The organism is Kibdelosporangium persicum (assembly GCF_013280595.1).
Taxonomy (GTDB): domain Bacteria; phylum Actinomycetota; class Actinomycetes; order Mycobacteriales; family Pseudonocardiaceae; genus Kibdelosporangium; species Kibdelosporangium persicum.
The window spans coordinates 175,628-202,226 of record NZ_JAAATY010000007.1 but is presented as its reverse complement, the minus strand read 5'-3'; the positions used below and the strand labels follow the sequence as shown (position 1 = coordinate 202,226).

Genomic DNA, 26,599 nt, shown 5'->3' with positions numbered 1-26,599 from the left:
CCTCTCACAAGCCAGGAACGGAAAGACGACCGGTGTCAGGCGGCGTCGAGTTCGATGTGGTCGTCCACACTGGAGGAACCGAACTCGTCACCCTCGGCCGCGCACGGTGGTTCGTCGACGAAGCCCAGGTCGACGAAGGACGGTTCGGCGTCGGTGTCGCCGCCACTGTCGGTGTTGTCCGCGTATCCGGCGAGTTCCGCTGGGTTGCTGGTGACGAGACGGTGCTCGGTGGGTGAGGCGATGGAGTGGAACGCGACCCGCTGCGTGCCCGCTGACAACAGTCCTTGGCCCCGGTCCGCCGACAACAGGAAGGCGCGTTCCCCGGCGGACAGATCGAAGGTCTGGGTGATCTCGTCGATGGCTTGCGATGCCTGCCGGAGCAGGATCTGGGTCGCCGCGTTCGCGACGACGGCTTTGCCGAGGTCGCTGCTGAGAACGTCGGCGGTGTCCTGGGTGGCGACGGTCAAGCCGGCCCAGTGTTTGCGGGAGGCCTTGGCCATGCGGAACAGGAACTCTGCGCCGGATCGCTCTTTCATCAGCAGCCACGCCTCGTCCACGACCACCAGGCGCGGGCGGCGGATCGCGGGGTTGGACACCCGCCGCCAGACCGTGTCCAGGGTGAGCAGGGTGCCGATGGGCTTCAGCTCGTCGGGCAGGTCGCGCAGGCTGAACACCACGAGGTGCCCTTCGGGGTTGGTGGTGGTCTGCCCATCGAACAGCGACGAGAACGCGCCTTCGACGAACGGGTGCAGCCGCGCGGCCAGCTCGGCAGCGGCCCGGTCGCCGGCCTGGCCGGCGATGGCGAGTTGGTCGCGCAAGGTCCGCAGCGTGGGCGAGGGCCGGGTCCAGGTCCGGGCGTCGGTGGTGATGCCGACCGACTGGTAGGTGGCGGCGATGCCTCGATCCAGGGCGGCCCGCTCGGCGGCCTGCAAGGCGTTGCCGACGAGCACGGCGATGACGGTGTGCAGGAACAACGACCGGCGGACAAGGGCATCTTTCGGTGCGGTGCGGCGTCCGTCGGCGCGGGTGTGGATCGGCAGATCGAACGGGTTGAGCCGGACGCCTGCCGCGCCGAGGTGGACGTAGGTGCCGCCGACCGCGGCGGCCAGCCGGGCGTACTCGTCCTCGGGGTCGACCACCGCGATCTCGATGCCCCGGTACAGGCTGCGCAGCAGCTCCAGCTTCACCAGATAGCTTTTGCCCGCACCACTGCGGCCGAGGACGACCGAGTTGTGGTTGTGCATCCCGTCGCCGAACCGGTCCCAGTGCACCAGGCCCTGGCTGCCGACGTTGTAGCCGTACAGCACACCGGACGGTGCGGCCACCGAGGTCGGGTCGGCCGCGGGCAGGTCCGGGCTGGTGAACGGGAAGGCCGCCGAGAGCGCGGCGGTGTCGAACGTGCGGCGCATCCCGATCAAGTCCAGGCCCATCGGCAGGGTCGACACCCAGCCCTGCAGCGACCGGTAGGTGGTGTGCTTGGCATCCAGCAGCAGACTCGCCGCCAACGACCGCAACGCGGCCACTTCGTCGGCCAGCGCCCGCTCGGACGGAGCGTGGATGGTCAGGTACAGGCCGACGCGGAACAATTTGCCCTCGCCCCGCGCAACCCGAGAGCTGAGGTCATAGGCGTCCTCGGTGGCGGCTTCGACCTGGGGGTCGTAGAGGCGCCCGTGCTCGGCGGTGTGCCGGCGCCCGGACTCGAGCTTGGCGAGCTGTTTCTTCAACCGTGCGGCGGCGGTGGCCGGGTCGATCGGCTCGACGTGCAGGGCGACATCCAGTCGGCCGGGGTAGGTCAACAAGGGGGCGAGCCAGCCGGGGTGGACCTCGCGCGGGAAACCCGTAATCGCGAAGCTGGACACCCACTCGTTGCCGACTTCCAGATGCCGAGCGCCGACCGACAGGGCGTCCGGGGTGAACGCCGCGGCCCGGTGGGCGGGACGTGTCGCGGGGCGGCGGCGCCGGTTTCGTGGTCGGGTGGTCATCACCACCGCCCCCTCTCCTCGTCGTAGTCCTCGTAGTCCCAGTCATCGACCTCGCCACCGTCTTCTGGGTCGTGTCCGTCATGGTCGAGGGCGGCGCTGTCGGTGAGGTGGTCGTCCAGGTCGGTATCGCTGGCGGTGGTGATGACCTCGTCGGCTCCGGCCAGGTCCGCGGAGGGCGGCAGCAGGGTGTCGGGGTTGCACGCGCTGGCGAGCACGGCGGTGGCCTGTCCGGCGTCCAAGGGGGTGACCACGATTCCGGCGGGTGCGAGCAGTTCGATCGCTTCGCCGAGGCGACGCACCAGTCGTGACTCCGCGGCCCGCCGCGCCCCGGCGTTCGCGTGCCCGGTCTGGTTGGTCGTGCGGCGTGTGCCGCGGGCCAGTGCGGACAGGACAGCGAGCGGCCTGGGTCCGCCGAGCCCGTCCGTGGGCGCGGTCGTCGCGCCCAGTGGCTCGCGCAGGATCAGCAGCACTTGGCGGCGCAGCAGGTCGGCCTGCTCACCGAGCTGCGCGAGGTAGTCGGCGTGCTCCAGAGCCGCCTGTTCCAGAGCGGGGTGCGGTAGCCCACCCGCACGTGCCCGTAGCTCGCTGATCTGACCGGACAGGTCAAGCCGTTCGGTGCGCACCAGCAGCTGTATCGGTGCGGTCAGACTGTGCAGGTAACGACCGAAGCTGGCGACCAGCGACTCCTGCTCGGACGGGGTACGCAGCGCAAAGTTCACCGTCGAGGCCACCGCGACCACAGCCAGGCCGTCGCTGCCCAGGTCGACCACCCCGACGTTGCTGCCGGTGTCGGTGACCGCCTCGGCGGGCAGCCGCAACGCCGACGGCGAGATCTGCTCCCGCACCGAACCTCTGCCGCCCTTGGCGCCGTTGCCCGCAGCCCGGCTTGCGGTGGTGGTCTGACCGGTCAGCCAGTCCGGCGCGGGCCGCACGCCCTCGGGGGCGGCCACCTGGTGGCGTGGTCGGATACGTTGCCGGATCGCGGCGAGCAGCAGCCGGTCCAGGGAGACGCCGTCACGCTGACCGAGCGCGAGGATCGCCGCGCTCGCACCGACCGGGATGGCCAACGCGACGAACACCGGGACCGGCAGGAACACGCGGGTGACAGTCCAGGCGGCGTAGAGCGCAAGGCCGGTCACCGCGAGGATCGCGAGCTGGCGGCCGGTCAGTGGGCCGAGGACGCGATCGGCCATGTCAACGTCGGCGGGGATGCGAACGGGAGACGTCACGACATGCCTCCGGGCTTGGGTGGTCGGGTGCGGCGTGGTGGTTTCGGTAGGTCCAGCGGGAGCCGGAGTTGCTGCCCGGCGGGCGGGACGGGCCGTGCTGGTGGCGGTGCGGGCGCGGGTTTCGCGGGCGCGACGCGGCGCACGCCGTCCAGCGGGAGCGGGTACTGCCCGGAACGGGTCGCACGGTTGCCCTTGTACGGGTCGAAGGGAAGTTCCGGCTGTGTCGCGCGCGTCCGCGGTGGCGGTGGCGCGGCCGGGGGTGGCGGGCTCGGCGGCCGCGGTGTGCGGCGCACGCCATCCAGTGGCAGCGGGTACTGCCCGGAACGGGTCGCCCGGTTGCCCTTGTAAGGGTCGAACGGCAACTCCAGCTGCCGCCCGCCACCGGATCGGCCCCGCGGCCGATCGCCCGTTCCCGGCTGGTCGGATGCGGCCGGGGATGGCGTGGACGTGACCCGCTCGACTTCCAGCGGAAGCCGGTACTGGCCGTCGCGTCCCAGGACTGGTTTGTGCTCCGGCCAGTCGTCCCCGAGCGGCAACGCCAGCTGCCGCCCCTGCCCCGCGCCGGACTTCGGCGCGGGAGCCGGTTTCGGCTTGGCCGCTGGTCGGTGGCGGCGCACACCGGTCAGCGGCAGCACGTACTGGCCGTCCGCGGTGGCGCGGGTGCGGACATACGGGTCCGCTGGTGCACGACCGCCGCTGTTTCCTGCGCGACCGCTACCGCCGGACGGGCGTGGCCTGCCGGTCGCGCCGCCGCCCCGGCCGCGGAACAGGCCGAACGTCTTGTAGGCCACGAAGCCGCGCACGACCGTGCCCAGCAACGATCGGCCGGAGCCGGTGCGCACCGAAGCCAACACCCAGAACGGGATCTTGAACAGGATGTACATCAGCGCCAGCGCGACGAGCAGATTGACCAAACCGCTCACCGTCGGGCCGAACATGCTGAACCCGCCAGGGGCGAGGAACACGTTCATCGCGGTGATCAACGTGAGGCTCTGGCACACCTGGATGGCCAGACAGCCGCCAAACGCTTTCCACCACCAGCGCGCGATGCCCTCGGTCTGCGGCAGCGCGTGGAACATCAGCGCGACCGGCGCCCCGGCGACCAGGATCACCGTCAGCGCGACCCGCACGATGTAGGTGACCAGCAGCACGATCAGCATCCCGGCCAAGAAGATGCCGAGGAAGATGATCCAGATGCCGCCGTTGAGCGAGCCGAGGACAAGGTTGCGCAGCGTCGTACCGGCCGAGCTGGCGTCCACGCCGCCGCCCATCACCGCCTGGGCCAGGCCGTTGGCGATCTGGATGGCCTTGGTCGCCACCCACAAGCTCAACGCACCGGCGAGAAACCCGACCACCAGGCGTGGCGCGATCTCCTTGACCGAGTGCCGGGTCTGCAGGGTCTCGTAGCCCATGATCAGCACACCGGCGATCAGGATCAGCAGCCCATAGCAGGCCAGCAGGATCTGCCACGAGTTGTTCCACAACTCGCCAATCCGGGGCAGCGAATCCGGGGTCGGTGTGGTCAGCAGCGTCCTGGACAACAGATCCAAAAGCGGGTTCAGCGCTGCCTCCACGATGCCGCGGAAGAAGGCGTTGATCGCCTCGGTGATGCAGGCCCCGATATCGGTGATGCCGCACTCGTCGTCGTCCTCGCCCGGCTGGCCGGGCTGCCTGCTGCCCGGATCGGTCGGCGGTGCCGTCGAGGACGGAGGCTGCGGGATACAGCCCTCGCCCGTGCACGGCGGCGGGGCCGACGGGGTGGACTGGTTGAGGCACTCGTACTGCAGCGATCCGGGGAAGCACGTCACCGAGGTCGGTGGGCCGGTCGGGATCGGCAACGGAACACCCGTGGACGGTGGTGTGGGGGTGGGAGCAGGCAGGTGGCACACCGGCAGCGGCGAGTCCTGTGTGCATGGGTCGCTCGTCGGGACCGGCGCGAGCGGATTCGGGGCGGGTGGGGTTGGTGCGGGCTGCGCGGTGGCCGGACCGTTGCCGGGCTCGGCAGCACCGACGGCGAGGGCGCCGCCGAGCAGGAGGACCAGGCTCACCGCCAACATCGCCAGCGCCCGGTTTCGCGTCATGCGCGGCCACCACCGCGACCCGCCAGCGGCGCGTTGGGTGGTGCTGGCGACTGGAGGCGCGAGCAGTTCCCGGTCGGCGCCGGTGACCTCCGTATGGGTGTGGGCAGCTTCGTCGGAGCACAGGCTCGGCGCCGTCAGCGCGGCCACCGTCCGACAGCCGGTGGGCCTGGTCAGCCCTGATCGGCCGGACATGGCTCAGGCCCCCACGATGCCCTGGAGCACGGCGACGACCAGGGGCGCGAGCGCGGCCAGGCCGTAGCCGATCCCGGAGGCCTTGAACGCGGTTTTGGCCTTCTCGATCTCACCGGGATCGCCGCTGCCCATCACGTAGCGGACACCGCCGATGGAAAAGAACACCGTCGCCAAACCGGCGAGGATGCCCATCACCCAGTTGCGGATGTTGGTCAAAACCTGATCAATCGATCCGGCCAGGGCGAGCACCTGAACGGTCTCCGCGTGCGCCGCCGAGACACCGGCGGCGAACAGCAGCAGGGCGACGCCGACCACCTCGGTGATCACCACGAGCGTCCGTCGGACGGCGGTCCGGCGTGCGGTCGAGACGAAAGACATCGGACGTGTGCCAGGTGCGTCGGCGTTCGACCGCGGTACGCAGGAGCGAATCTTGCGGCCTTGTCGAGCCACCGCGCTGTGCTGGCTGCCAGGCCGACGGTCAACGCAACGGTGGTCTGGCCGGTGAGGAAGGGGTGAACGGGTCAGGCGCATCGCGGCACCTCCGGAGTCGTGCCCGACGGGCGCGGCGCGGGCGCGCTCGGCCGGTCGGGCGAGGTGGTGTGCGCGGGGGCGGCTGAGGTCCTCCCGCAGCCCTCGACTCCGGATTGGGGCGCCGTTTTCCAGGTCCGATACCGAACCGTGACCGACAACTTTTCCGTTGAAGTGGTCACTCTGCGCGACTTGCCAGCTGGGCGGCGCAGGGTGTTGCCGGTGCCGTTGGCGGCTGCGGTGATGGTCGCCGCGTTGACCGCGCGGATCTCCACATCGCGCTCGCGGCGGTCGCCGGGATCGTCGTGCGGGGCCTGCTCGGTCAGCCACGCGACCAGGCGTGCTTCGGCTTCTCCCCGAACCCACTGCAAGGTGGTGACGTTGACACCGGCATCGGCCGCGGCGGCGGACAGCGAGTAGTCCTCCAGCCGGGTGGAGCCGATCAGTTCGGCTTCCTCGCGGGTGATCGCGCCCTCGGCCACCGCGCGGGCGAGCACGAAGTCCGGGTGGCCCCACGGCGGTGTGGGTTCGCTGGAGTGGAAGTCCTCATCGGAGGGCAGCGGGCGCTCCAGCGCGTCCCGGATGAACAGGTGTCCCGCGCGCAGCGCGGCGCACCGCAACCGCCACAACACCCACGGCCGGGCAAGGTCGATGCTCGCCAGCTCGGACAGAAACCCGGTCAGAACAGCGGCATGGATGTCGCGGCGGTCATCGGCGTACGGCGCGCACAACTCAGCGGCGATGGACAACAGCGCGGGCAACGCCACACCGACGCAGGCCACCGTCCAGGCGCCGCCCTCGTCGCGGGAGCGGGTGACCAGGTGCATCCAGATCAGGTCCACGGCCGGCATCGGCAGCGTGCCTTCCAGCAGCAGATCGCGCAGCTCGTCCAGGGGCACCCGTCGCCGAGGCAGGCCGGGGAAGTAGCGGCCGTCGATCGACAGCGGTTCCGGTTCGGTGACCAGCCACTCGAACGCGGTGCGGGCGGAGTCCAGCGGCAGGGAATCGTGCTCAAAAGGTGCACGAGAGAATTTGTGATTCGGGGCCACGGACGACTCCTTGCGAGGTCGCAGAAACAACGACCAGGCAAGGACGCCAAACCGAGTCCACCAAAACGCCACGAAACCGCCTCCGAACAACCTCAAAACCGCCACGGATGATCTTGAGTGATCGGTTCCGTCCGCCACAGAGATCATCTAGAGGCATGCACGGCCGGGATGTCGAACCGTCATCCAAGATCGTTGGTGATCGACAGTAATAGGCCATGAGCTGCATAAATAGTTACGCTGTGGCGTTTTGGTGGCGATCCGGTAAGAGCCCTCCGAGAGCGCCAAGACGCCTCAGCCACGCCCTCGGTTAGCCCTTAACGACCAGGACACAGAAAACTTCCGCAGTGTTCTCGTCGACCAGAGACGACGCACAGCCCGGCATGTCAACGCGAGACACGTGCACGTCTTATCCAGGTTTGAGACACCCACGAAAATCGCCGATAAAGATTGGATAACAAGCCTGGAAAAGTGCGGCGTTTTTCGGAGTCGGGGGGTGTCACAGGGCGCCACGTACCGCGCGGCGCACCCCCTGGCTCCGGAGGAATCCATGACGCAGTCCGACCGCTCGGCGCGCACCCCCAGCGCACGCGGCCCGAAGCGGCGCACCGACTCCAACGGCCCCGCGAGCACCCGCCGAGGAGGCGACCGCCGCCCCTACCCCACCGCGCCAACCACCACCAGGGTCAGTCCCGCCAAGCCCGGCTCCACCACCACCCGCCCGCGGTCACGCGGCTCGGCCCCGGCACCGACCCCGGCGACCGTGTGGACAGCGGGACCGGTACCGATCGACCTCCACGCGACCTGGCCCACCCCGATCGTCAGCAAGATCGTCAACTCGTTCAGCAAACCCGGCGCACGGGTCGCACTGCTGCCCTGGCCGACCACAGACCCGGCACCCGGTAAGCGTCACGGGCTCGACGCTGTCGGCGCGGACGGCGTGATCAAGCACGCACCCGGAACCGACCAGGACGACGTGACCGAGGCGCTCGCCGTCATCGAGAGCCTCGACCGGAGCAGTCGGGTGGTGCACGTCGCGGCCGAGGACGACCTCACCGGACGGGGCGCGCGACCGTTCTGGGCCGACCTTGTCGCCGCCCCTGACCCAGTGCCCGTGACCGTCTCCCCCACGTCGCCGTCAGCCGTGCGCGGCCGAGTGCTCGACGGCCCCGACGCCGTCTCGCCGGACACCGACCTGATCATCACCAGCCTGCGTCCCGAGCACAGCCACGACCACACCAGCGATCTTGTCGCACAGGTCGCGGCTCGGCTGCTGCGCGTCGGCGGCATCCTCGCCGTACTTACGCACAGTGACTTGTCCACGGGTGAGTTCATCGACCCGACCGGTGCCCTGGTGGCCGCGGCGCAGAACGCCGACCTGCTCTACCTCCAGCACATCGTCGCCCTCCACACACCGGTGCGCGACGGCCGGTTCGCCGTCGAAAGGCTCGCCGAACTCCACGACGCGGCTGACGACGACCACGCGCGCGCTCGGCACCGCGCGGCCGTGCGCGGGCTGCCCGCACCACATCAGCGCATCCACTCCGACGTCTTGGTCTTCGCCCAGCCACACGAACACGGGCCCCACCCGGCGAGCGCGGCCCGGTCGAATCCCGACACCGGAGCCACCCGATGACTGGCGCGCCGATCCCACACCCCGGAGACCACCGTCAGGAAGGCACGCCCGTGGCTGACGACCGCTTCCTCCACGCCCTGCCCGACCCGGCACCACCACACGCCACGACCCCGGTCGACCGCACCGGCGAGGACCACCCGCGGGAGCCGGCGGTGTCGGTGTGGACGACCGCGCAGATCTCCCCGGCGGCCCAGCGCAAGAACCGCTACGTGGCCGAATCGACCGCACATCCGGCCAAGATGCTCCCCGCCGTCGCCGCCCACGCCATCACGCACTACACCGACCCCGGCGATCTGGTGCTCGACCCGATGTGCGGGATCGGCACCAGCCTCGTCGAAGCCCTGCACGCCGGGCGACGCGCCGTCGGCATCGAGTACGAACCACACTGGGCCCACGTCACCCGAGTTAACCTGCAACGCGCCCACGCCGCCGGGACGCAGCATGAGGGGCGGGTGTTCCATGGCGACGCCCGCCAGATCGGCTCCCTGCTACCGCCGGAGTACCTCGGCCAGGCCGCGCTCGTGGTCACCTCACCGCCCTACGGGCCCTCCACCCACGGACAGGTCGCCGTCGCACCAGGCCAAGGCGTACAGAAGTACCACCACCTTTACGGCAACACCCTCGACCGCGGCAACCTCGCCAACATCGGCCACCACCGCCTGCTGACCGGATTCACCCGCATCCTCACCGGACTGGTGCCGTTCCTGCGGCCCGGCGGGCACATCGCCATCACCATCCGGCCCTGGCGCGAACACGCCGAACTGATCGACCTGCCCTCCCAGATCCTTGCCTGCGGCCTGCACGCCGGACTGATCCCCGTCGAACGCTGCGTCGCACTACTCGCACGGGCAGCCGAGACCGACCTCGTCCCGAGGGGGTCGTTCTTCCAGCGCGACTTCATCCGCAAACAACGCGAAGCCGGACTACCGCTGCACCTCATCGCACACGAGGACGTGCTGGTGTTCCGCACTCCGCTGCGCCGAACCGCGGGCTCGGCAATCGCGACAGACCGCCCACGTTCCCGACGCTCCCCCGCAAGCCGAGCACGACACGCCACCAACCCGAGCGTGTCAGACAGCAGGGCGGCATGAGCGTCCAATCACGCCGCACCACACATCCACCGGCGAACAGCTCCGCCCCCGCCCTCGTCGCCGTCACCACCACGGCGGCGAGGGCGGAGCGGGCGGCCACACCGCACACCGCGCTGGAAACCGTTCCCGGCACGCTGTCGGTCACCGCGAGTCCAGGCCCGGTCATCGGCTCGGTGTGCACCGGGTACGGCGGGCTTGACCTCGGCGTGCTGGCCGCGCTCGGCGGAGGACGAATCGCGTGGTGCGCCGACTCCGACCCACACATCGCGCAGATCCTCACCGCCCGGATGCCGAGCGTGCCCAACCTCGGCGATATCCGCGGCATCAACTGGCGCGGTATCGCGCCCGTCGAGGTGTTCACCGCCGGATTTCCCTGCCAGGACATCTCCGCCGCCGGACGGCGCGTGGGCATCGAGAAAGGAACCCGCAGTGGCCTGTGGACCGACATCGTGGCAGGCATTCGCGTACTACGACCCGCGCTCGTCGTGCTGGAGAACGTCGCCGCGCTTCGCTGGCGCGCGGGAGGACTCCACCGTGTACTCGGCGACCTGGCCGAAGCAGGGTATGACGCGCTCTGGCGTAGCGTCCGCGCCGCCGACATCGGCGCAGCCCACCGACGCGAACGCGTGTTCCTGCTCGCCTGGCCCCGCAACCGCACCAACACCGATGCTGCCCACCCCACAAGCCCGCGACGGGGATCACCGAGGAGCAGCCGACCCCGCCCGTCGCCGTGCCCGCGGACGACAAGTGAGCCTGCACGACGCAGTGAACGCGATCGTCAAACTCCTGCCCACCCCCACAGCGTCGGACGCGAAGAACTGCACCCACAAGACGCAGCGCGGTGGGCCGGCACTCCCCGACGAAGCCCGGATGCTGACGGCCCCAGAAACGTTGCTGCCGACCCCACGAGCGACCGACGGGACGAAGGACGGCCCGGCGCAACGCGGCTCCAAAGGCGACCTCATGCTGCCCTCAGCGGTCATGCGCCTGCCCGGCCCGAACGCCGCGGACGGCACCTCGTAGCTGTCCCGGCATCAACCGTCCTGAATGACACCTCGGCATCTGCGTCCGGTCTGGACTGGGGTGCCTACACACCGGCCGTCCGGCGCTGGGAGCGCGTGCTCGGACGACGAGCACCCTTCCCGACGCAACCAGGCAGGCACGGCCGCCCCGTGCTCGCACCCACGTTCGTCGAATGGCTCCAAGGGCTGGAGCCCGGCTGGGTCACCGATCTCCCGCTGCCACGCACCGTCCTACTGCGCGCGCTGGGCAACGGTGTCGTTCCCCAGCAAGCCGCCCACGCGGTGTCCCTGCTGCTGGACGACCTCGCCGCGCTTGTCCACACCGGCCGGCAGCCGGGGTGGGAGGTGGCTGCGGCATGACCGCGAGAAACCTGGCGGTTCCTGATGCCGGGCCTGCGTTGCGACTGCTGTCTCTGGGTGCCGGTGTGCAGAGCACGACCGTGTTGCTCCTGGCGTGCGAAGGCGAAATCCCCCGCTTCGACGTTGCCCTTTTCGCGGACACAGGCTGGGAGCCGCGCGCCGTGTACGCCAACCTCGACCGGCTGACCGCGCACGCGGCGACGAAGGGCATCCCGGTGCGCCGGGTGTCGGCCGGGAACATCCGCGCCGACGCCCTCGACCCCAAGCACCGCTTCGTTTCGATGCCCCTGCACACCCTCAACCCGGACGGATCTCGAGGACTAGCTCGACGTCAGTGCACCAGCGAGTACAAGATCATTCCGCTCAAGAAAGCCGCCCGCGAACTGCTCAGCTACCCCCACCCGCGCCGAGTACCGCGCGGAGTGTACGCGGAGCAAGCGATCGGCATCAGCCTCGACGAGATCACACGCGCCAAGGACTCCGGAGTACGGTTCCTGCACAACGTCTTCCCACTCCTCGACCTCGGCTTCGACCGCGCCCGATGCGTGGAGTTCCTCGCCGAGCGAGGCTTCGGACACACGGTGAAATCCGCCTGCGTCGGCTGTCCATTTCACGGCAACGCGGGCTGGCGCTGGATCCGGGACAACGACCCCGACGGGTGGACGGAGGCAGTCGAGTTCGACCACGCCATCCGGCACGGCTACCCGCACGCCACCAAACAAGGACAAGAGTTGCGGGGACAGTACTTCCTGCATCGCTCCTGCCAACCGCTCGACCAAGTCGACCTCGACACCCCCGGCAAGAGCAAACGGCATCTGCGGCTGATCACCGCCCAGGCCGCACATGACGAGGACGGCGATCCGGACGGCTGCTCGCCCTGGTCGTGCCGCTCCGGTGAGCCGGCCACCGGGGCGGAGACCGAGGAGCAGGCGGCATGAGCGCCACAACCACGACTACACATACCTTCCGTTTAACAGCCTCCCGGCACTCCCTGGTCGGCGTACGGGTGATGGCCGAGTGCCCGCTGCCAGGGCCGTCACGGCCCGCATCGCCTCCGTCCACTGCCGCCACTCACGGCCGACAGGCAACTGGCGCCTGCCGCCACGCGTGTTCACCAGGCGAACCTGACCTCGCACAATCAGCTGCACGACGCGATCCCGCAAGGAAACGGCCAGTCTGAAAACCTCGGCACGGCACCGCGAACACGGTGGGTGTGGCCGGGCGGACGAACGCACCCATTCACGTCGCGCCCGCTGAATAACTGTCTGTCAACCGGAAGTCGTCGTGCCTCACCGCCGTACCGCAAGCCGACGACACATCGGGCATGCCTTCCATCAAGGGACTGCCTCATGGCCACGTTCTATAACCCACACGAACAGACCGCGCAGGCCATTGCGGCACCGCAGCCTCACGTGGACGACCATCGTGGCAACAAGAGCTGCCCGACAAAGCAGGATGCATCGCGCCAGTCCGGGCAGCGGGCCACAGGTCCGAGTGGCAGGACGGCATCGTCTCTTCCTTTGCCGCAGCCGTCGGCGGATGCCGACCTGGGTATGGATGCCGCGGTAGGTGCAGTACAGCCCGCGACCGGCCCAGGAGCCGGTGATCCAGTGCCGTTGCTGTTCACCCCGGCCCAAGCAGCGGCGGCGTTGCAGGTCCGGGAGTCCTGGCTACGGCGCCGCGCCGCCAGCCGACAGGTGCCCTGCACCTTCCTCGGCAAACACTTGCGATTCTCCCGCGCAGATCTGGACCAGATCGTGGCCGATGCCGCTCGCCGAGCCGCAGTCCCACCGTCTGGCGGCCGCCGCAGTGCCGCCCCGCACGCTCCACGACCTCGAAACCGCGGAAACAAGCGGCCCTACCGGCCGACCGCCTAACTTCAGGGCTCTTTCGGAACGTGACCACATTTAGGTTGCGCTTTTCCAGCAATGGAGCGTGAATACACCACGCCCGATTCCGGGATCCCTATCTACTGAAAGGCCGCAAAAGTGGCATGGGTTGAGAAACATGGAGACGGATTTCGAGTCCGATACCGACTTCCTGACGGCTCCCTATACTCCGAGACCGGGTTCGCGACACGAGACCAAGCGGAGAACCGGGCCGCGGACGTCGAGTCCGACCAGCGACGCGACCAGTTCGTCGACCCCCGGCTCGCACGAACAACGGTAGGCGACTGGATTCACGAGTGGACAGCCGCGCACGACGTCAGCGACGGCACGTGGGCCAAGTACAACTCGCACCTGCACAACCACATCCTGCCTCGCTTCGCCGACATGCCCCTGGGTGATGTCAAAAGAATCGTGGTGAAGGGCTGGGTGAAAACGCTACGACGCTCACTGGCTGAATCCAGCGTCCGGGACGTCGTCACGTTGTTCTCGATGATCATGGGAGAAGCAGTCGACGAGGAGCTGATCGGGGCGAACCCCTGCCGGAAACTCCGGATAGATGTCGGTGGCCCGCCGGAGCGTCCACACGCCAGCGCTGACGACGTCGATGCCCTGGCCGGACGCGTCTCGCCCGAGAACGCCGTGCTGATCACCACCGCCGCCTACAGCGGGATGCGATGGGGCGAGCTGGCTGGACTGCAGTGGAGCCGGACGAACCTGGACACGGGACAGATCACCATCGACCCGGAGGTCGGCGCCCTGCATGAGATCAAGGGACGTCTCGAGCTTGGGCCACCCAAGACCCCGGCCAGCGTGCGAACCGTGTACCTGCCGGCGTTTCTCGTTGACGCGCTCGCCGAACTGCGCCGCCGCAACCCGACAGCCCGGTTCGTGTTCACCGGCACGGACGGTGGTCTGCTCCGCCGCTCCAACTTCCGCCGCCGTGTCTGGCTCCCCGCGCTGGCCGGTGACCCGAAGCTGGGATGGGCACCCATCCAGCCCGGCATGCACTTCCATGACCTACGCCACACCTACAAGACCTGGCTCATCGAGGACGGCGTGCCCGACGTCCTCCAACACAAACAGATGGGCCACAAATACCACGGAGTCCCCGGCATCTACTCGCACGTCACCCGGCCGATGATCGACGCGATGCTCGCCGGGCTCCAGGCCCGGTGGGAGCAGTTTGGGAGCACGATCTGGACTGACCACTACCCAGAAACAACTGTGGTCAAGATCGCCTGCTCCCATAGTGCTCCCACAGACGAGAAACGGCCCGCTGACGAAGATCGTCAACAGGCCGTCTGACCAGCGTATATAACTGGTGGGCGATACTGGGATTGAACCAGTGACCTCTACCGTGTCAAGGTAGCGCTCTCCCACTGAGCTAATCGCCCGAGGCGCAGGCGGGAATCGAACCCGCGTACAGGGCTTTGCAGGCCCTTGCCTAAGCCACTCGGCCACTGCGCCAGTTTCCTGTCAACTGCCCAGGAGTCCGACCCGAGGGGCCGACGCCGAGCGGACGACGGGACTCGAACCCGCGACCCTCACCTTGGCAAGGTGATGCGCTACCAGCTGCGCTACGTCCGCCTGCCCCAGCTTGGCGGGCTTCTCGGCCCGCCTCGGTGGTACGTGCAGAACTTTATCCGACCCTCCAAACGGGTTTCAAACCGGGGGTCGGTTTCCGCGTTTCCTCAGGTCAGGTCGTTGGAGATCAGGTGCGTCAGCGCCTCGTCGACGTTGACCCAGGTGTGCTCGTTGCCGGGCACGACGACGTCGTAGGTCCGGTCGAGGAAGTCCGCCAGTTCCTGCGCCGAGGCCTCGAAGACCGCGTGGCCGGACGGCGAGCTCAACTCGATCACCACGACCTCGGGGTCGTCGACGGCCGGCCTGATCCGGACGTCGCCGTCACCCGCCTCGGCGATCAGCCCGTCGGCGAGGAGGTCGCGCGCGAAGACCCACTCCACCCAGCCCGCCCGGCCGGTGCGGAACGCCGCGACGACCGCATACGGGTCGCGGGTGTCATAGCGCAGCTCGACCTTCACCGGCACGGCCGGCGTCCGCGGCGCGAGCAGGTCGAAGACCGCGGTCGAGCGGAGCGTCACGTGATCGTTGCGCATCGTCGCTACCCTTCTGCTCCCTTCCCAGCCTTGAACGACTGAGCCTTAGTCCTGTGACGCAACAGCACTGGCCGTCGATAGCATTGTGGTCGATCTTCACCCGTTCGGGCCCCATACGTCGACACTATGCGACCGATTGACTCCGCCCTGTAATCACTTCGTTGGACCTACGGGTACATAGTGCTGGGTTCGACCTGAACTTGGTAGTCGCCAACGCGTGAATCTTGCGACGGAGGCTTCACCCCGATCTGACAGTCAGCGAGCTTCCCCAGGTCAGACCGAACAAAGGGGGGTGCTTACAAACGACTGGAAGCCTGCTGTAAGCTTGGTCTCTGTCAGGCCAGAGGGTGATTAGCTCAGCGGGAGAGCGCTCCGTTCACACCGGAGAGGTCACTGGTTCGATCCCAGTATTGCCCACAGGCGTTCGAAAGGCCCGGTTCCCCACTCCAGGGAACCGGGCCTTTCGGCTTGAGACGCGGATCACTCTGCCCGGTAACGAAACGACCGGTGACGACCACTGTGGACACCCGGCCGACCGCGTGGAGCAAGGACGGCACCAGAGTCGCGGACCCGCCGGCGGGACTCCAAAACAAGTTTCGCCAGCCGCGCACCGCCCGGTAGAAACACCCGTCATGGGACGCGTGCTGGTCAATTTCTTCTACTGCCAACCGGTCGGCCACGCGATCGAGGCGCTGTACTACGCGAACGGCCACCACGCGGCGAACCCGGACAGTGAGTTCGCGGTCGTGCTGAACGCGGCCACGGCGGTCGAGCTCACCGATTTCTGCCCGTTCATCACGGCCAAGTACACCGTCGACCATCCGTTGTTCGGCCACTGCGCGGATTCGGCTCGGCGCATCGCCCACCTGCCGCGCGAATGGGACTGGGTGATCGACGAATCCCGGCGATACCAGGACTACCAGCTCGAGATGTTCCCTGGCCTGCGGGACTACTACACCGCGACGGACCAGCACCTGATCGCCCGGCAGGGACGGACCGTCGTCTCCAGCCCGAAAGCCGGTTACGTGCCACGCCAACAGCTCCGGCTCGAACTACCCGCACCGCGACAAGAACCGCGGCACCGGACCATCACGATCATGCCCGGCGGATCGAGCGAACCCGCGCTGTACCCGTCGCCCGACTCGTGGCTGCTGATCATGGACGCGCTGACCGAGGCGTACCCGGACGCGAAACTCGTGCTGGTCGGCAAGCTGGTCAAGAACGACCGCACGTCCACCGCCCTCACCGAGCAGGATCTCCACCGGCTGCTGGGTCACCGGTCCGGACCGGTGAACTGCTTCGACAAGAGCCTGGCCGAGCAGTTGGCCGCGGTCGAGGCGAGCGACGTCTTCCTGTCGCCGCACACCGGGTTCGGCATGGCCGCGCTGGCCGTCGGCACGCCGTGGCTGACGCTGTCGGGTGGCCGCTGGTTCGAGTTCTTCTTCAACGGGGTGCCGTTCCGGTCGATCATCCCCGACGTGGACCGCTACCCCAGTTACGCCGTCTTCGGCGAGTTGCCGATGATGGCGGACCAGGACGGGCCGCGCACGCCGAGCATGAGCCGGGCGCGGATCGTCGACGATCTCGACCGGATCGTCACCGCGGCAGGTGAGCTGCGGGACGGAACGGTGAGCTACGAACAAGCCTTGCGGGACTACTTCCCCGCGCTGCTGAAGACTTTCGACGGGGACGCGACGCGCATCTTCTCGATCGACGGCGTGCACTTCGACTACCTGTGAGTCAGGCCACCGCGAGCCGGACGGCGGCGACAAGGCCCAGTGTCCCGATGATGTACCGCAGCGGGGCCGGTGGGATCTTGCGGGACAGGTACGCACCCACCGGGCCCGAGATCATCGTGGCGAGTCCGAAGACCACGGTCTGTGGCCACGGCACGGGCGCGATGAAGCAGAACAGGACACCGGCGACGCCGTTGGCGATGCCTTGCAGGACAACCTTCACGGCGTTCAACTGGTGCGCGGTTCCCTTGGCGAAGAGGCCGAGCACGGCGAAGAAGATGACGCCGATCCCGGTGCCGAAGTAGCCGCCGTACACCGACGTGCCGAACACCAGCGACCTCAGCGGGCCTCGATGGGCGGCCGTGGAGCGCAGCTTCTTGGCCACGAGCGGTTGGCTCAGCACCAGCACGGCGCCGAGGCCGAGCAGGATGGGCACCAGGTACGTGAAAACCCGTTCCGGCAGGGCGAAAAGGATGAGGCCGCCGATCAGCGAGCCGACAGCGGCAGGCAGGATCAGGCGGCGCAGCAGGGGTTTCTGCGTCGCGAGCTCACGGCGGAAGCTGACGGTGGACGCGACATTGCCTGGCACGACACCAATGCAGTTGGCGACGTTGGCCTGCAATGGCGTCATGCCCATCGCGAGGAACACCGGGAACGTCAGCAGCGCACCGGCGCCGGCGATCGCGTTCACCACACCGGCGACCAGCCCCACGGCGGCCACGACCAGCAAGTCCACGTCCTTCACTCTCCGGCACGCCACAGTCATGCGTCCAATGAACGTCAGCGATCACATCGATGCGTACCATGCATTGGTGTGGAGATTGACCAGCTCAGATGGTTCGTGATGGTCGCCGAGGGCCGGACGGTGACGGCCGCGGCGGCCCAGTTGCATGTGTCACAGCCCGCCCTGTCGCGCGGTCTCGCGCGGCTGGAGAGCGAGGTCGGCGCTCCCCTGTTCGACCGTGTCGGCCGCGTGCTGCGGCTCAACAGCAACGGCCGCACACTGCTCGACGCCGCCAGACGAGCGCTCAACGCGATCGACGGTGCCGTCAGGACAATCGGAACCGCCGCGGATCCCACGCACGGCACGGTTCGGTTCGCGTTCCTCAACACGCTCGGCACCGAACTGGTTCCCGCCCTGCTGAGCGGTTTCCGCGCCCGGTACCCCAAGGTCGAGTTCGCGTTCCGGCAGGGCGGAACCAGCCGCAACGAACAGGCCCTGCTGGACGGCGAGGTCGACATGGTGCTGGCGGCACAACCGTCCGACCAGCCGGGAATCACCTGGCGACCGGTGCTGGACGAGCCGCTCGCGCTGGTCGTCCCGGTCGGGCACCGCCTGGCGCGACGCCGCAAGGTCCGGCTCGCGGAGGTCAAGGACGAGCCGTTCGTGACGTTCGCGCACGGCTTCGGGCTCAGGCCGATCACCGAACGGCTGTGCCGCGAGGCCGGTTTCGAGCCACGGATCGCGTTCGAGGGCGAGGATCCGACGATGCTGCGCGGCCTGGTCGGCGCGGGCTGCGGGGTGGCGCTGCTCGCGCCGGCTCCCGGGCCGCTGCCCGGCGTCGTGGAACTGCCGATCTCACAACCGCGCTGTGCCAGGACGATCGGTGTCGGCTGGTGCCCTGATCACTACGCCCCGGCGGTGGTCGAGGCGTTCCGCGAGTACGTGCTCACGGAGTCGCGGCCGCCCGCGACCTGGTCACGCTTCTGGACCAAGTAGCGTCGTCACGATCCGGCGGACGGCCTCGGTGTCCGGCCGGTTGGACCGGTCGGCGAACAGCAGGTGCGCGGAGCCGATGAGCATCGCGGCAAGGGTGTTGACGTCCGAGTCCGGCGAGATGCGGCCGCGGTCCCGTTCCGCGCCCAGGTAGTCGCCGATCATGATCGCGGCCTCCGTCAGTACGGGGACGCCCGCGGGCCAGACCTCACGCAACCGGGCACGGAGTTCGTCGCGATACGTGATGAGGGCGACGACCGCGACAGCGACAGACTCGAACACGGCGATCAGCGCGGTGGTCAGGTTGTCGACGACCGAGCCGGTTCCGGCGGCGTCGCGCAGGGCTGCCGCATCGGCGTCCATTCGTTCGACGCGGTCGAGCACGAACTCGGCGAGGAACGCGTCGAAGTCGTCGAAATGCTTGTGCAGGACGCCTTTCGCCACACCTGCCTCGGCCGTGACGGCGCGGCTGGTGAGCGCGCTCGGGCCGTCCCGCAGCAGGATCCGGTCGGCGGCTGCGAAGAGCTGGGCGCGCACGTCACGGATGCTCACGCCGGTCGGCACCGGGGTTCCTCCCTTGTCGAGTGGGCGCTTGCCCACTATGGTGGGCACATGCCCACTCTAGAGCCTCACCAGTACCGGCACGTCGCGGAGTCCTTCGGCGTCGACGCGGAACGCTATGACCGAACGCGTCCCCGCTACCCGGACGCGTTGATCGACCGAATCGTCGCCACCAGCCCCGGAGCACACGTGCTGGACGTCGGCTGCGGTACGGGCATCGTGGCCCGCCAACTGCAAGCGGCCGGATGTGAGGTGCTCGGTGTCGAGCCCGACGCCCGGATGGCCGAGCACGCCCGGGAACGCGGCCTTGAGGTCGAGGTCGCGAAGATCGAGGAATGGCAGTCCGCCGGCCGGACGTTCGACGCGATCACCGCCGGGCAGTGCTGGCACTGGGTCGATCCGGTGAACGGAGCGGCCAAGGCGGCGCAAGTCCTTCGACCCGGCGGGCTGCTCGCCGTGTTCTGGAACGCCGACCAACCGCCTGCCGAGCTGGCCACGGCGTTCGCCGAGATCTACCGCAGGCTTCTGCCTGACTCGTTCCCCGCGCAGATCACGAACAACGACAACCCATACGCGGTGATGACCGGTCGCGCCGCCGACGGCATTCGCGAAACAGGCGCGTTCCAAGCGCCGGACGAGTGGCAGTTCAGCTGGGAACGCGAGTACACCAGGGACGAGTGGCTCGACCGCGTCCCGACCCACGGCGGCATGAGCAGCTTCCCGGCGGACACCGTCGCCGAAGTGCTGGTGGCCATGGGCGAGGCCATCGACGCCATGGGCGGACGTTTCACGATGCGCTTCAACACCGTCGCGGTCACTGCGCTACGGAACTGAACCTCGCCTCCACCTGTTCCACCGTCAGACCGAAGTCGGCCAGGTCGTACCGGTGCGACCGGCGGCGATCGCCGGACGAGTGCACGGCTTTCATCGCGGTCAGCGTCTCGTCGGAGTTCTCCATGCCGAAATGGCGGTAGATGTCCGTGACGACGCCAAGGGGATCGGCCACGAAATCGTCGTACCGCACGTCGAAGAACTGGGCGGGATTGTGTTTCGCGCGGTCGGCGGTGAACTTCTCCAGTCCACGAGCCCACAGCTCCAACTGGGTCTCGCCGATGACCGGGCCACGGAAGACCGTGGACCACTCCCCGGCGGCTTGTTCGGCGAGGCTGCACATCGACGCGATGATGGTGCGCGGCGGCCGGTGCGTCTGGATCACCAGCGCATCGGGATAGGCGTCCATCAGCGCGTCGAGCGCGAACAGGTGGCTGGGGTTCTTGAGCACCCAACGGCGTTGCGCGTCCGGCATCCCGATCAGCTGGAGGTTGCGGCGGTGCCGGTGGTACGCGTCGCTCCAGTCCTGTTCGGCCAGCCATGCCGAGTACCCCGGGATGTAGGCGAGGCATTCGAACGACACGGACAACATGGACTGGCGCAGCAGCCGCCAGCACTCCTCGGCCATGTCCGCGGTGATGTAGTGCAGGCCCATGAACTCGGGGTGCTCGACGTGGTGTTGCTCGTATCCGGCCTGGATCCGTTGGTACATCGGGTTTTCGTCCCACGTCTCACGCGGCGGACGGGGCTGGGGCACGTCGGTGAGCCACAGTTCCAGGCCTTGGTGCGCGGGGTCCTCGGTCAACAGCCGGTGCAACGCCGTCGTTCCGGTGCGGGGCAGGCCGGTGACGAAGATCGGCCGCTCGATCGGCACGGACGCGTACCCGGGATGGCGCTGCCACGCCGCCTCGCTCAACAGCCGCGCCACCAACGCCGTGCGCAGGCCGGCGCGTTTGACCCGGTAGCCCAGCTCGGTGAGCCCGGCTTCCCGTTCGTACGAGGCCAGCAGCACCGAAAGGCCTTCGAGATAAGCGGAATCCCCGAAGTCGGTCAGGCCGGTGATCTTGGTGGCCGACGCGTGCAACGACTCGACATCCACAGTGCAACCCCTAGTGGTGGTACTCCCCGCCGTTCACGTCAAGGCACTGCCCGGTGACCGCACGAGCCAGTTCGGAGGCGAGGAACACGATCGTGTCCGCCACCTCATCGGGCTCCGGCAGCTTGCGCAGGTCGATGTTGGCGGCCACCTCCTGGTAGACCTCCTGTGGCGTGATGCCCCGTTGCCTGGCGAGGTAGTCGAAGTAGAACTTCACGTTGTCAGCCCAGATGTAGCCGGGCGCGATCGTGTTGATCCGCACGCCTTGGGGGCCCAGCTCCGTCGACAGGCTCTGCGCCATCGCCAGCAACGCGGACTTGGTCATCTTGTACGGCCCCATGGTCAGCTGCGAGTGCCGGATCACCATCGAGCTGACCATCACCACCGAGCCGTGACTGGCTTCCAGCGCCGGACGAAACAGGTTCACCAGCCGCAGCGCGCCGAGAACGTTGGTCTCGAAGCCCTGCCGGATTCCGTCGAACGGGGCCCGGTCAAAGGTCTGCATCGGCGGCATCGCGAAAGCGTTGTTCACCAAGGTGTCCACCCGCCCGAACGACTCCAGACTGGTCTCCGCCAAGCGAGCCGCCGCGGTCTCGTCGGAGATGTCCGTCGGCACGGTCACCGCACGCCGCCCGAGATCGGTGACCTCTTTGGCGACTTCGGTGAGCCGGGACTCGGTCCGTGCCGCCAGCACGATGTCCGCACCCTGCCGCGCACATCGCAACGCGATCGACCGGCCGAGCCCCGGGCCGATCCCGGCGACCACGACCACCTTGTCCTGCAACAACATCAGCCCACCATCCTGGTCGCCACGGCCGCCTGGCGCGCGGCAATCCGTTCTGCGTACTGCGAAGGAGTCACCCGCGCCTCGGCGTGGAACGGCAGCCGGCGCGGCAGGTCTCCGACGTCGACGACTTCGACCTGCGGGCCGTCCTCGGGTTTGAGCTCACGCGAGAGCCGCTGCCACCGGATCTGCAGATATCCGCGGGAATGGCCGGTGCGTTCGATCCAGTTCGCCAGCCCGGGATCGCGTTCACTGACCACGTAACGGATTCTGCCGTCCGGGTCGATCCTGGCCTGGTCGGCGGTCAGGCTGGTCTGGTGGTTGATGTAGTCCAGCGAGACGTACCACATGCTGCCCAGCTGGAAGCCCTGGTACGGCGCCTCGGACGCGGGCACCGTGATGATCATCGCCTGCTCGTCGGCCAGGTCGTAGTGGCCGGCCGAGGAGAACTGGGTGGTCAGCCCGCCCGGTGTCGAGCGCGGCTCGGTCATCGTGTTCACCGGAAGCTTGAGGTAGAACCACTTCGGGAACGCCAGGAACGTCCTGAGCCTGCCGATCAGCATCTTGCCCGCCACGCCGTACCGCTTGGCCATCAGCTCCTTGGCGGGCATCGGCGGCGCGCTGCCGGTGGTGTCGGCGCGCCGGATTCTGATCATGCCGCGCTGTTCGGCCGTCCAGTCGCTGTAGACCTCCCGCACGATCAGCATCGCCGAGCCCGTGCCGAGGTGGAAGTAGTTCGGCCCGGATTCGCCCGGCCCGAACCGGATCTCGAACGAGCCGTCCGCGGCGATGTCGAACGCGCGGTCGTCGAACGCGGTGAGGCTGTCCGGCACGTCCACCGGCGAGTAGTCGCCGTTGAGCACCTGGAAGCTCAGATCCGCGGTGCTGCCACGGCGGCCGGTCACCACGTACTCCGCGTCCTCACGGATGTACGCGTGGAAGTACAGCGTGTCCGGGTTGTCCAGCCCCATTTTGGTGTACGGCCCGGTGGACTGGACGAAGAAGGGGAAGTCACGGTCGTACGCCCACGCCATCTGCAGCGACGCCCGGATGCTGCCGGCGAGGTAGTCGTAGCCCTCGGTCAGGTCCTGCTCAGTCTGGACGTGCGGCGCCTCGGCGATGATCTTCTCGGCCTCGGCGATCGCGGCGGCGAATGACTCGGTGAGCACCGACCTAGGCTAGAACGTGTTCTAACAGCTGGTCAAACACCGGCGAGGAACTTCAGGCTCGGCAGGTCGTCCATCGACACCATCACCTCGTACAACCTGTTATAGGCGATGTGCTTGATCCGCCAGCCGTGTTCGGCCGAACGGACGTACCGCTCCTCGTAGTAGGCGGCACCCTTGATCACCAGGCGGTGTTCCTTGACGATCACGGTGTCCTCGAACGCCCAGGTCCCGCTCGCGGTGTCGCCCTCGACGTCGATCTCCGGCTGCCCGGCGAAGTGGAACGTGACGATCTTGTCGCCACCCAGGTTCCGCCGCAGGAAGTCCAGGATCGCGGCGCGGCCGGTGAGCACGAGCGGCTCCCCCATGGCCTTGGTGCCGTAGTCCGCGACCGCGTCCTCGGTCAGCGCGTTCTCCAGCAGATCCCAGCGTTTCTGGTCCACGCCGCGCAGATATCGGTACTTCAGCCTGCGGATCTCCTCGATCGTGTGCAAGTTCATGCCATCATCGAACCCCGGCCATTGACCGGGCGCAATAACCTGTTCTAGTTTTTGATCGTGGCGACCACGTACGAGCTGTCCGATCTGCGCGCGCTCGAAGCCGAGTCCGTACACGTGATGCGCGAGGTCGCGGCGACGTTCGAACGGCCGGTGCTGTTGTTCTCCGGCGGCAAGGACTCCGTGGTGATGCTGCACCTGGCCGCCAAGGCGTTCTGGCCCGCGCCGCCGCCGTTCCCGGTGATGCACGTGGACACCGGCCACAACTTCGACGAGGTCATCCAGTTCCGGGACCACACCGTCGAGACCACGGGCGTGCGGCTGATCGTGAGCAGTGTCCAGGACGACATCGACGCGGGCCGGGTCGTCGACGAGACCGGGCCACGCGCCAGCCGTAACCGCCTGCAGACCACGGCTTTGTTGCGTGCCATCAACGAGAACCGGTTCGACGCGGTGTTCGGTGGCGCCCGCCGGGACGAGGAGAAGGCACGCGCCAAGGAGCGCGTGTTCAGCTTCCGGGACGAGTTCGGCCAGTGGGATCCCCGCAACCAGCGGCCGGAACTCTGGAACCTCTACAACGGGCGGCACCGGCGCGGCGAGCACATCCGGGTGTTCCCGCTGTCCAACTGGACCGAACTGGACATCTGGCACTACATCCGGGACGAAGGCATCCAACTGCCGCCGATCTACTACGCGCACCGGCGCAAGGTGTTCCAGCGGGACGGAATGTTGTTGGCGCACACCAGGTTCGTGACGCTCCTGCCGGACGAGGAACCGTTCGACGCGACCGTGCGGTTCCGCACCGTCGGCGACGCGACCTGCACCGGGTGCGTCGAATCCACCGCGAGGACCCCGGAAGAGGTCGTCGCCGAGGTGGCCGCGACCCGGGTGACCGAGCGTGGCGCGACCCGGGCGGACGACCGGATCTCCGAGGCCGGGATGGAGGATCGCAAGAAGGAAGGCTACTTCTGATGCCGAACCTGCTCCGCCTGGCCACCGCGGGCAGCGTCGACGACGGCAAGTCGACCCTGATCGGCAGGCTGCTGTTCGACTCGAAGACGATCTTCGCCGACCAGCTCGCGGCGATCGAACGCGCCAGCCGCGACCGCGGCGAGGACTACCCGAACCTCGCCCTGCTGACCGACGGGCTGCGGGCGGAACGGGAGCAGGGCATCACGATCGACGTGGCGTACCGCTACTTCGCCACGCCCAGGCGGAAGTTCATCATCGCCGACACGCCAGGGCACATCCAGTACACGCGCAACATGGTCACCGGAGCGTCCACAGCGGACCTGGCGCTGATCCTCCTCGACGCGCGCAACGCAATCGCCGACCAGTCGCGCAGGCACGCGTTCCTGGCCACGCTGCTGGGCATCCCGCACCTCGTGGTGTGCGTCAACAAGATGGACCTGGTCGGCTGGTCACGGGACCGGTTCGAGGAGATCCGCGAGGAGTTCCGGCGGTTCTCGATGAAGCTCGCCGTACCGGACCTGACGTTCGTGCCGGTTTCCGCCTTGCACGGCGACAACATCGTCCACCGCAGCGCCTCGATGCCGTGGTACGAAGGGACTTCCCTGCTGCACCACCTCGAAGAGGTGCACATCAGCTCGGACCGCAACCTGATCGACGCCCGGTTCCCGGTGCAGTACGTCATCCGGCACAAGGACTTCCGCGGGTACGCCGGGACCGTGGCGGGCGGTGTGTTCAAACCGGGCGACGAGGTGCTCGTGCTGCCGTCCGGGTTCACCACGACGGTCAGCGCGATCTGGGGCCCGGGCGGGCGGCCGGTGACCGAGGCCTTCCCGCCGCAGGCCGTCACGCTGCGGCTCGCCGACGATCTGGACGTCGGCCGGGGTGATCTGATCTGCCGTCCGAACAACCGCCCGCACGTCGGCCAGGACGTCGACGCGATGGTCTGCTGGCTCACCGAACGCGGGAACCTCAGCCCGGACGCGAAATACACGGTGGTCAACACCACCCGGACGACCAAGGCCGTTGTCACGTCGCTGGACTACCGCATGGACATCACCACGCTGCACCGCGACGAGACCGCGGAGTCCCTGGCGCTCAACGAGATCGGTCGCGTGAAGCTGCGTACGCAGCAGCCGCTGCTGTTCGACGCGTACCGCCGCAACCGGGCTTGTGGCAGCTTCATCCTGGTGGACGAGACCACCAACAACACCGTCGCCGCCGGCATGATCACCGGGCCGAGCCAGTCCGTGGTCTGGCACTCGACCGCCGTGGGGCGCGCCGAACGCGGCTCGACCGGGTGCACGGTGTGGCTGACCGGGCTGTCCGCGTCCGGCAAGTCGACCATCGCGGTGGAACTGGAGCGCCGGCTGGTGGCCGCGGGCCGTCCGGCCTATCTGCTGGACGGGGACAATCTGCGCCACGGCCTGAACGCCGACCTGGGGTTCAGCGCGGCCGACCGCGCGGAGAACGTCCGCAGGGTCGGCGAGGTCGCGCGGCTCTTCGCGGACGCGGGCCTGGTCGCGGTGGTGTCGCTGATCAGCCCGTACCAGGCCGATCGGGACCGGGTGCGCGCCGCGCACGAGCAAGCGGGTCTCGGGTTCTTCGAGGTCTTTGTGGACACTCCGATCGAGACGTGTGAGGCCCGCGATCCCAAGGGGATGTACGCCAGGGCCAGGGCCGGTGAGATCACCGGGTTCACCGGGGTGGACGACCCGTACGAGCCGCCCGTGGCGCCGGAACTGGTGTTGCGTCCGGAGCAGGGCGACCCGGCCAGGATGGCCGCGCTCGTGATCGCCGCGCTGGACCGGATGCCACTGCCCCGGATGGATTAGCACCAGATCACGCAGGGCCCCACCGCTACACACGTTCGTCGCAGTCGCCTGCACTGCCGAGTGAACGGCATTTCCCGAGTTGCACTTTCAGTCGTTTTTCTCCTGGCCGGCCACGAGTCGTCCCATGATTGTTTTCCACCAACCGGCAAGCCTTTTGGGTGACTGCGCACGTTCGAAACCTGGTGCTAGCCTCCGTCTTGGCACCGCCCGAACTTTCGTGCATTCCCGGGACAC

At 68.3% G+C, this 26,599-nt stretch carries 24 protein-coding genes, 4 tRNA genes and 1 pseudogene; 14 read left to right on the top strand and 15 right to left on the bottom strand.

The annotated features are described in order from the left end of the window. Positions 1-35 precede the first annotated feature (35 nt). The 5 genes from GC106_RS15450 to GC106_RS15430 form a co-directional block, all read right to left on the bottom strand. Positions 36-1,982, bottom strand: a complete 1,947-nt coding sequence (locus tag GC106_RS15450; RefSeq protein WP_173130288.1) for a VirB4 family type IV secretion system protein — start codon at positions 1,980-1,982, stop codon at positions 36-38. Continuing rightward, positions 1,982-3,211: a PrgI family protein gene (locus GC106_RS15445; RefSeq protein WP_173130286.1), complete on the bottom strand. Its 1,230-nt coding sequence runs from the start codon at positions 3,209-3,211 to the stop codon at positions 1,982-1,984. The genes GC106_RS15450 and GC106_RS15445 overlap by 1 nt, the downstream gene beginning before the upstream one ends. Then, positions 3,208-5,292, bottom strand: coding sequence for a TrbL/VirB6 family protein (locus tag GC106_RS15440; RefSeq protein ID WP_246365748.1), 2,085 nt, complete (start codon positions 5,290-5,292; stop codon positions 3,208-3,210). Before GC106_RS15440 ends, GC106_RS15445 begins: the two co-directional genes overlap by 4 nt. 195 nt (positions 5,293-5,487) lie before the next feature. Next, complete coding sequence (locus tag GC106_RS15435) at positions 5,488-5,862, bottom strand: pilin (protein WP_246365745.1); 375 nt, start codon at positions 5,860-5,862, stop codon at positions 5,488-5,490. Positions 5,863-6,005: 143 nt separating this feature from the next. Continuing rightward, the gene (locus GC106_RS15430; RefSeq protein ID WP_173130285.1) at positions 6,006-7,061 is read right to left on the bottom strand and encodes a hypothetical protein; all 1,056 of its coding nucleotides are present in this window, start codon (positions 7,059-7,061) and stop codon (positions 6,006-6,008) included. A 547-nt stretch (positions 7,062-7,608) separates the two neighbouring features. Between GC106_RS15430 and GC106_RS15425 the strand changes: the two genes are divergently transcribed. The 8 genes and pseudogenes from GC106_RS15425 to GC106_RS15405 all read left to right on the top strand — a co-directional run bounded on the left by GC106_RS15425 (position 7,609) and on the right by GC106_RS15405 (position 14,361). Further along, entirely contained in the window at positions 7,609-8,694 is a 1,086-nt protein-coding gene (locus tag GC106_RS15425) for a hypothetical protein (RefSeq protein WP_173130283.1), read from the top strand. Next, entirely contained in the window at positions 8,691-9,785 is a 1,095-nt protein-coding gene (locus tag GC106_RS15420) for a TRM11 family SAM-dependent methyltransferase (protein ID WP_173130281.1), read from the top strand. The genes GC106_RS15425 and GC106_RS15420 overlap by 4 nt, the downstream gene beginning before the upstream one ends. Next, positions 9,782-10,387, top strand: a pseudogene (locus tag GC106_RS47775) (DNA cytosine methyltransferase); the annotation flags it as partial. The gene GC106_RS15420 and the pseudogene GC106_RS47775, both read left to right, overlap by 4 nt. A 145-nt stretch (positions 10,388-10,532) precedes the next feature. Beyond that, on the top strand, positions 10,533-10,808 hold the full coding sequence (locus GC106_RS47770; protein WP_246365928.1) for a hypothetical protein: 276 nt from the start codon (positions 10,533-10,535) through the stop codon (positions 10,806-10,808). Between the two features lie 149 nt (positions 10,809-10,957). Then, the gene (locus GC106_RS47765) at positions 10,958-11,167 is read left to right on the top strand and encodes a hypothetical protein (RefSeq protein WP_246365920.1); all 210 of its coding nucleotides are present in this window, start codon (positions 10,958-10,960) and stop codon (positions 11,165-11,167) included. Beyond that, positions 11,164-12,105 (top strand): hypothetical protein, encoded by a 942-nt coding sequence (locus GC106_RS15410; RefSeq protein ID WP_173130275.1) that lies wholly within the window; start codon positions 11,164-11,166, stop codon positions 12,103-12,105. Before GC106_RS47765 ends, GC106_RS15410 begins: the two co-directional genes overlap by 4 nt. Before the next feature lie 411 nt (positions 12,106-12,516). Further along, positions 12,517-13,044, top strand: coding sequence for a helix-turn-helix domain-containing protein (locus tag GC106_RS49710; protein ID WP_376777743.1), 528 nt, complete (start codon positions 12,517-12,519; stop codon positions 13,042-13,044). A gap of 111 nt (positions 13,045-13,155) precedes the next feature. After that, positions 13,156-14,361 carry a tyrosine-type recombinase/integrase gene (locus tag GC106_RS15405; RefSeq protein WP_173130272.1) on the top strand — a complete coding sequence of 402 codons (1,206 nt, stop codon included), beginning with the start codon at positions 13,156-13,158 and terminating at the stop codon, positions 14,359-14,361. A 14-nt stretch (positions 14,362-14,375) separates the two neighbouring features. Here GC106_RS15405 and GC106_RS15400 read toward each other — a convergent pair. The 4 genes from GC106_RS15400 to GC106_RS15385 form a co-directional block, all read right to left on the bottom strand. Beyond that, a tRNA-Val gene (locus GC106_RS15400) sits at positions 14,376-14,450 on the bottom strand. A 1-nt stretch (position 14,451) separates the two neighbouring features. Then, positions 14,452-14,523, bottom strand: a tRNA-Cys gene (locus GC106_RS15395). A 47-nt stretch (positions 14,524-14,570) separates the two neighbouring features. Beyond that, a tRNA-Gly gene (locus GC106_RS15390) sits at positions 14,571-14,643 on the bottom strand. Positions 14,644-14,747: 104 nt separating this feature from the next. Continuing rightward, a complete protein-coding gene (locus tag GC106_RS15385) occupies positions 14,748-15,173 on the bottom strand; it encodes an SsgA family sporulation/cell division regulator (protein ID WP_033393736.1) in 426 nt (141 codons plus the stop codon). A gap of 345 nt (positions 15,174-15,518) precedes the next feature. Here GC106_RS15385 and GC106_RS15380 point away from each other — a divergent pair. Beyond that, positions 15,519-15,590: transfer RNA gene (locus GC106_RS15380), tRNA-Val, on the top strand. 215 nt (positions 15,591-15,805) lie between these two features. Next, entirely contained in the window at positions 15,806-16,912 is a 1,107-nt protein-coding gene (locus GC106_RS15375; RefSeq protein WP_173130269.1) for a hypothetical protein, read from the top strand. Between the two features lies 1 nt (position 16,913). Here the strand turns inward: GC106_RS15375 and GC106_RS15370 are convergent, their stop codons facing one another. Next, on the bottom strand, positions 16,914-17,645 hold the full coding sequence (locus tag GC106_RS15370) for a sulfite exporter TauE/SafE family protein (protein WP_173130266.1): 732 nt from the start codon (positions 17,643-17,645) through the stop codon (positions 16,914-16,916). Positions 17,646-17,723: 78 nt separating this feature from the next. Between GC106_RS15370 and GC106_RS15365 the strand changes: the two genes are divergently transcribed. Next, positions 17,724-18,629: a LysR substrate-binding domain-containing protein gene (locus GC106_RS15365; protein WP_173130262.1), complete on the top strand. Its 906-nt coding sequence runs from the start codon at positions 17,724-17,726 to the stop codon at positions 18,627-18,629. On the opposite strand, the gene GC106_RS15360 is transcribed toward GC106_RS15365, so the two are convergent. Continuing rightward, a complete protein-coding gene (locus GC106_RS15360; RefSeq protein ID WP_173130668.1) occupies positions 18,609-19,190 on the bottom strand; it encodes a TetR/AcrR family transcriptional regulator in 582 nt (193 codons plus the stop codon). The genes GC106_RS15365 and GC106_RS15360 overlap by 21 nt on opposite strands. Positions 19,191-19,238: 48 nt before the next feature. Between GC106_RS15360 and GC106_RS15355 the strand changes: the two genes are divergently transcribed. Next, positions 19,239-20,021 carry a class I SAM-dependent methyltransferase gene (locus tag GC106_RS15355; protein ID WP_173130259.1) on the top strand — a complete coding sequence of 261 codons (783 nt, stop codon included), beginning with the start codon at positions 19,239-19,241 and terminating at the stop codon, positions 20,019-20,021. On the opposite strand, the gene GC106_RS15350 is transcribed toward GC106_RS15355, so the two are convergent. The 4 genes from GC106_RS15350 to GC106_RS15335 are packed head-to-tail and all read right to left on the bottom strand — an operon-like array spanning position 20,002 to position 23,564. After that, positions 20,002-21,117 carry a sulfotransferase family protein gene (locus GC106_RS15350; RefSeq protein ID WP_173130256.1) on the bottom strand — a complete coding sequence of 372 codons (1,116 nt, stop codon included), beginning with the start codon at positions 21,115-21,117 and terminating at the stop codon, positions 20,002-20,004. The two genes, GC106_RS15355 and GC106_RS15350, sit on opposite strands and share 20 nt — an antisense overlap. A 10-nt stretch (positions 21,118-21,127) precedes the next feature. Continuing rightward, entirely contained in the window at positions 21,128-21,904 is a 777-nt protein-coding gene (locus tag GC106_RS15345; RefSeq protein WP_173130253.1) for an SDR family oxidoreductase, read from the bottom strand. Continuing rightward, positions 21,904-23,067, bottom strand: coding sequence for a hypothetical protein (locus GC106_RS15340; RefSeq protein WP_173130250.1), 1,164 nt, complete (start codon positions 23,065-23,067; stop codon positions 21,904-21,906). Before GC106_RS15340 ends, GC106_RS15345 begins: the two co-directional genes overlap by 1 nt. A 32-nt stretch (positions 23,068-23,099) precedes the next feature. Continuing rightward, entirely contained in the window at positions 23,100-23,564 is a 465-nt protein-coding gene (locus GC106_RS15335) for a nuclear transport factor 2 family protein (RefSeq protein WP_173130248.1), read from the bottom strand. A 54-nt stretch (positions 23,565-23,618) separates the two neighbouring features. Between GC106_RS15335 and cysD the strand changes: the two genes are divergently transcribed. Together cysD and cysC are read left to right on the top strand one after the other, a co-directional pair. Further along, positions 23,619-24,533: a sulfate adenylyltransferase subunit CysD gene (gene cysD, locus GC106_RS15330; RefSeq protein ID WP_173130665.1), complete on the top strand. Its 915-nt coding sequence runs from the start codon at positions 23,619-23,621 to the stop codon at positions 24,531-24,533. Then, complete coding sequence (gene cysC, locus GC106_RS15325) at positions 24,533-26,365, top strand: adenylyl-sulfate kinase (protein WP_173130246.1); 1,833 nt, start codon at positions 24,533-24,535, stop codon at positions 26,363-26,365. The genes cysD and cysC overlap by 1 nt, the downstream gene beginning before the upstream one ends. Positions 26,366-26,599: the final 234 nt, after the last annotated feature.

Excerpts from the sequence above, each read along its gene's own strand:
- GC106_RS15345 (WP_173130253.1), bottom strand. The coding sequence starts at position 21,904 with ATGTTGTTGCAGGACAAGGTGGTCGTGGTCGCCGGGATCGGCCCGGGG.
- GC106_RS15385 (WP_033393736.1), bottom strand. The coding sequence starts at position 15,173 with ATGCGCAACGATCACGTGACGCTCCGCTCGACCGCGGTCTTCGACCTG.
- cysC (WP_173130246.1), top strand. The coding sequence starts at position 24,533 with ATGCCGAACCTGCTCCGCCTGGCCACCGCGGGCAGCGTCGACGACGGC.
- GC106_RS15410 (WP_173130275.1), top strand. The coding sequence starts at position 11,164 with ATGACCGCGAGAAACCTGGCGGTTCCTGATGCCGGGCCTGCGTTGCGA.
- GC106_RS15420 (WP_173130281.1), top strand. The coding sequence starts at position 8,691 with ATGACTGGCGCGCCGATCCCACACCCCGGAGACCACCGTCAGGAAGGC.
- GC106_RS49710 (WP_376777743.1), top strand. The coding sequence starts at position 12,517 with ATGGCCACGTTCTATAACCCACACGAACAGACCGCGCAGGCCATTGCG.
- GC106_RS15425 (WP_173130283.1), top strand. The coding sequence starts at position 7,609 with ATGACGCAGTCCGACCGCTCGGCGCGCACCCCCAGCGCACGCGGCCCG.
- GC106_RS15440 (WP_246365748.1), bottom strand. The coding sequence starts at position 5,292 with ATGACGCGAAACCGGGCGCTGGCGATGTTGGCGGTGAGCCTGGTCCTC.
- GC106_RS15435 (WP_246365745.1), bottom strand. The coding sequence starts at position 5,862 with ATGTCTTTCGTCTCGACCGCACGCCGGACCGCCGTCCGACGGACGCTC.
- GC106_RS15355 (WP_173130259.1), top strand. The coding sequence starts at position 19,239 with ATGCCCACTCTAGAGCCTCACCAGTACCGGCACGTCGCGGAGTCCTTC.
- GC106_RS15375 (WP_173130269.1), top strand. The coding sequence starts at position 15,806 with ATGGGACGCGTGCTGGTCAATTTCTTCTACTGCCAACCGGTCGGCCAC.
- GC106_RS15335 (WP_173130248.1), bottom strand. The coding sequence starts at position 23,564 with ATGAACTTGCACACGATCGAGGAGATCCGCAGGCTGAAGTACCGATAT.
- GC106_RS15450 (WP_173130288.1), bottom strand. The coding sequence starts at position 1,982 with ATGACCACCCGACCACGAAACCGGCGCCGCCGCCCCGCGACACGTCCC.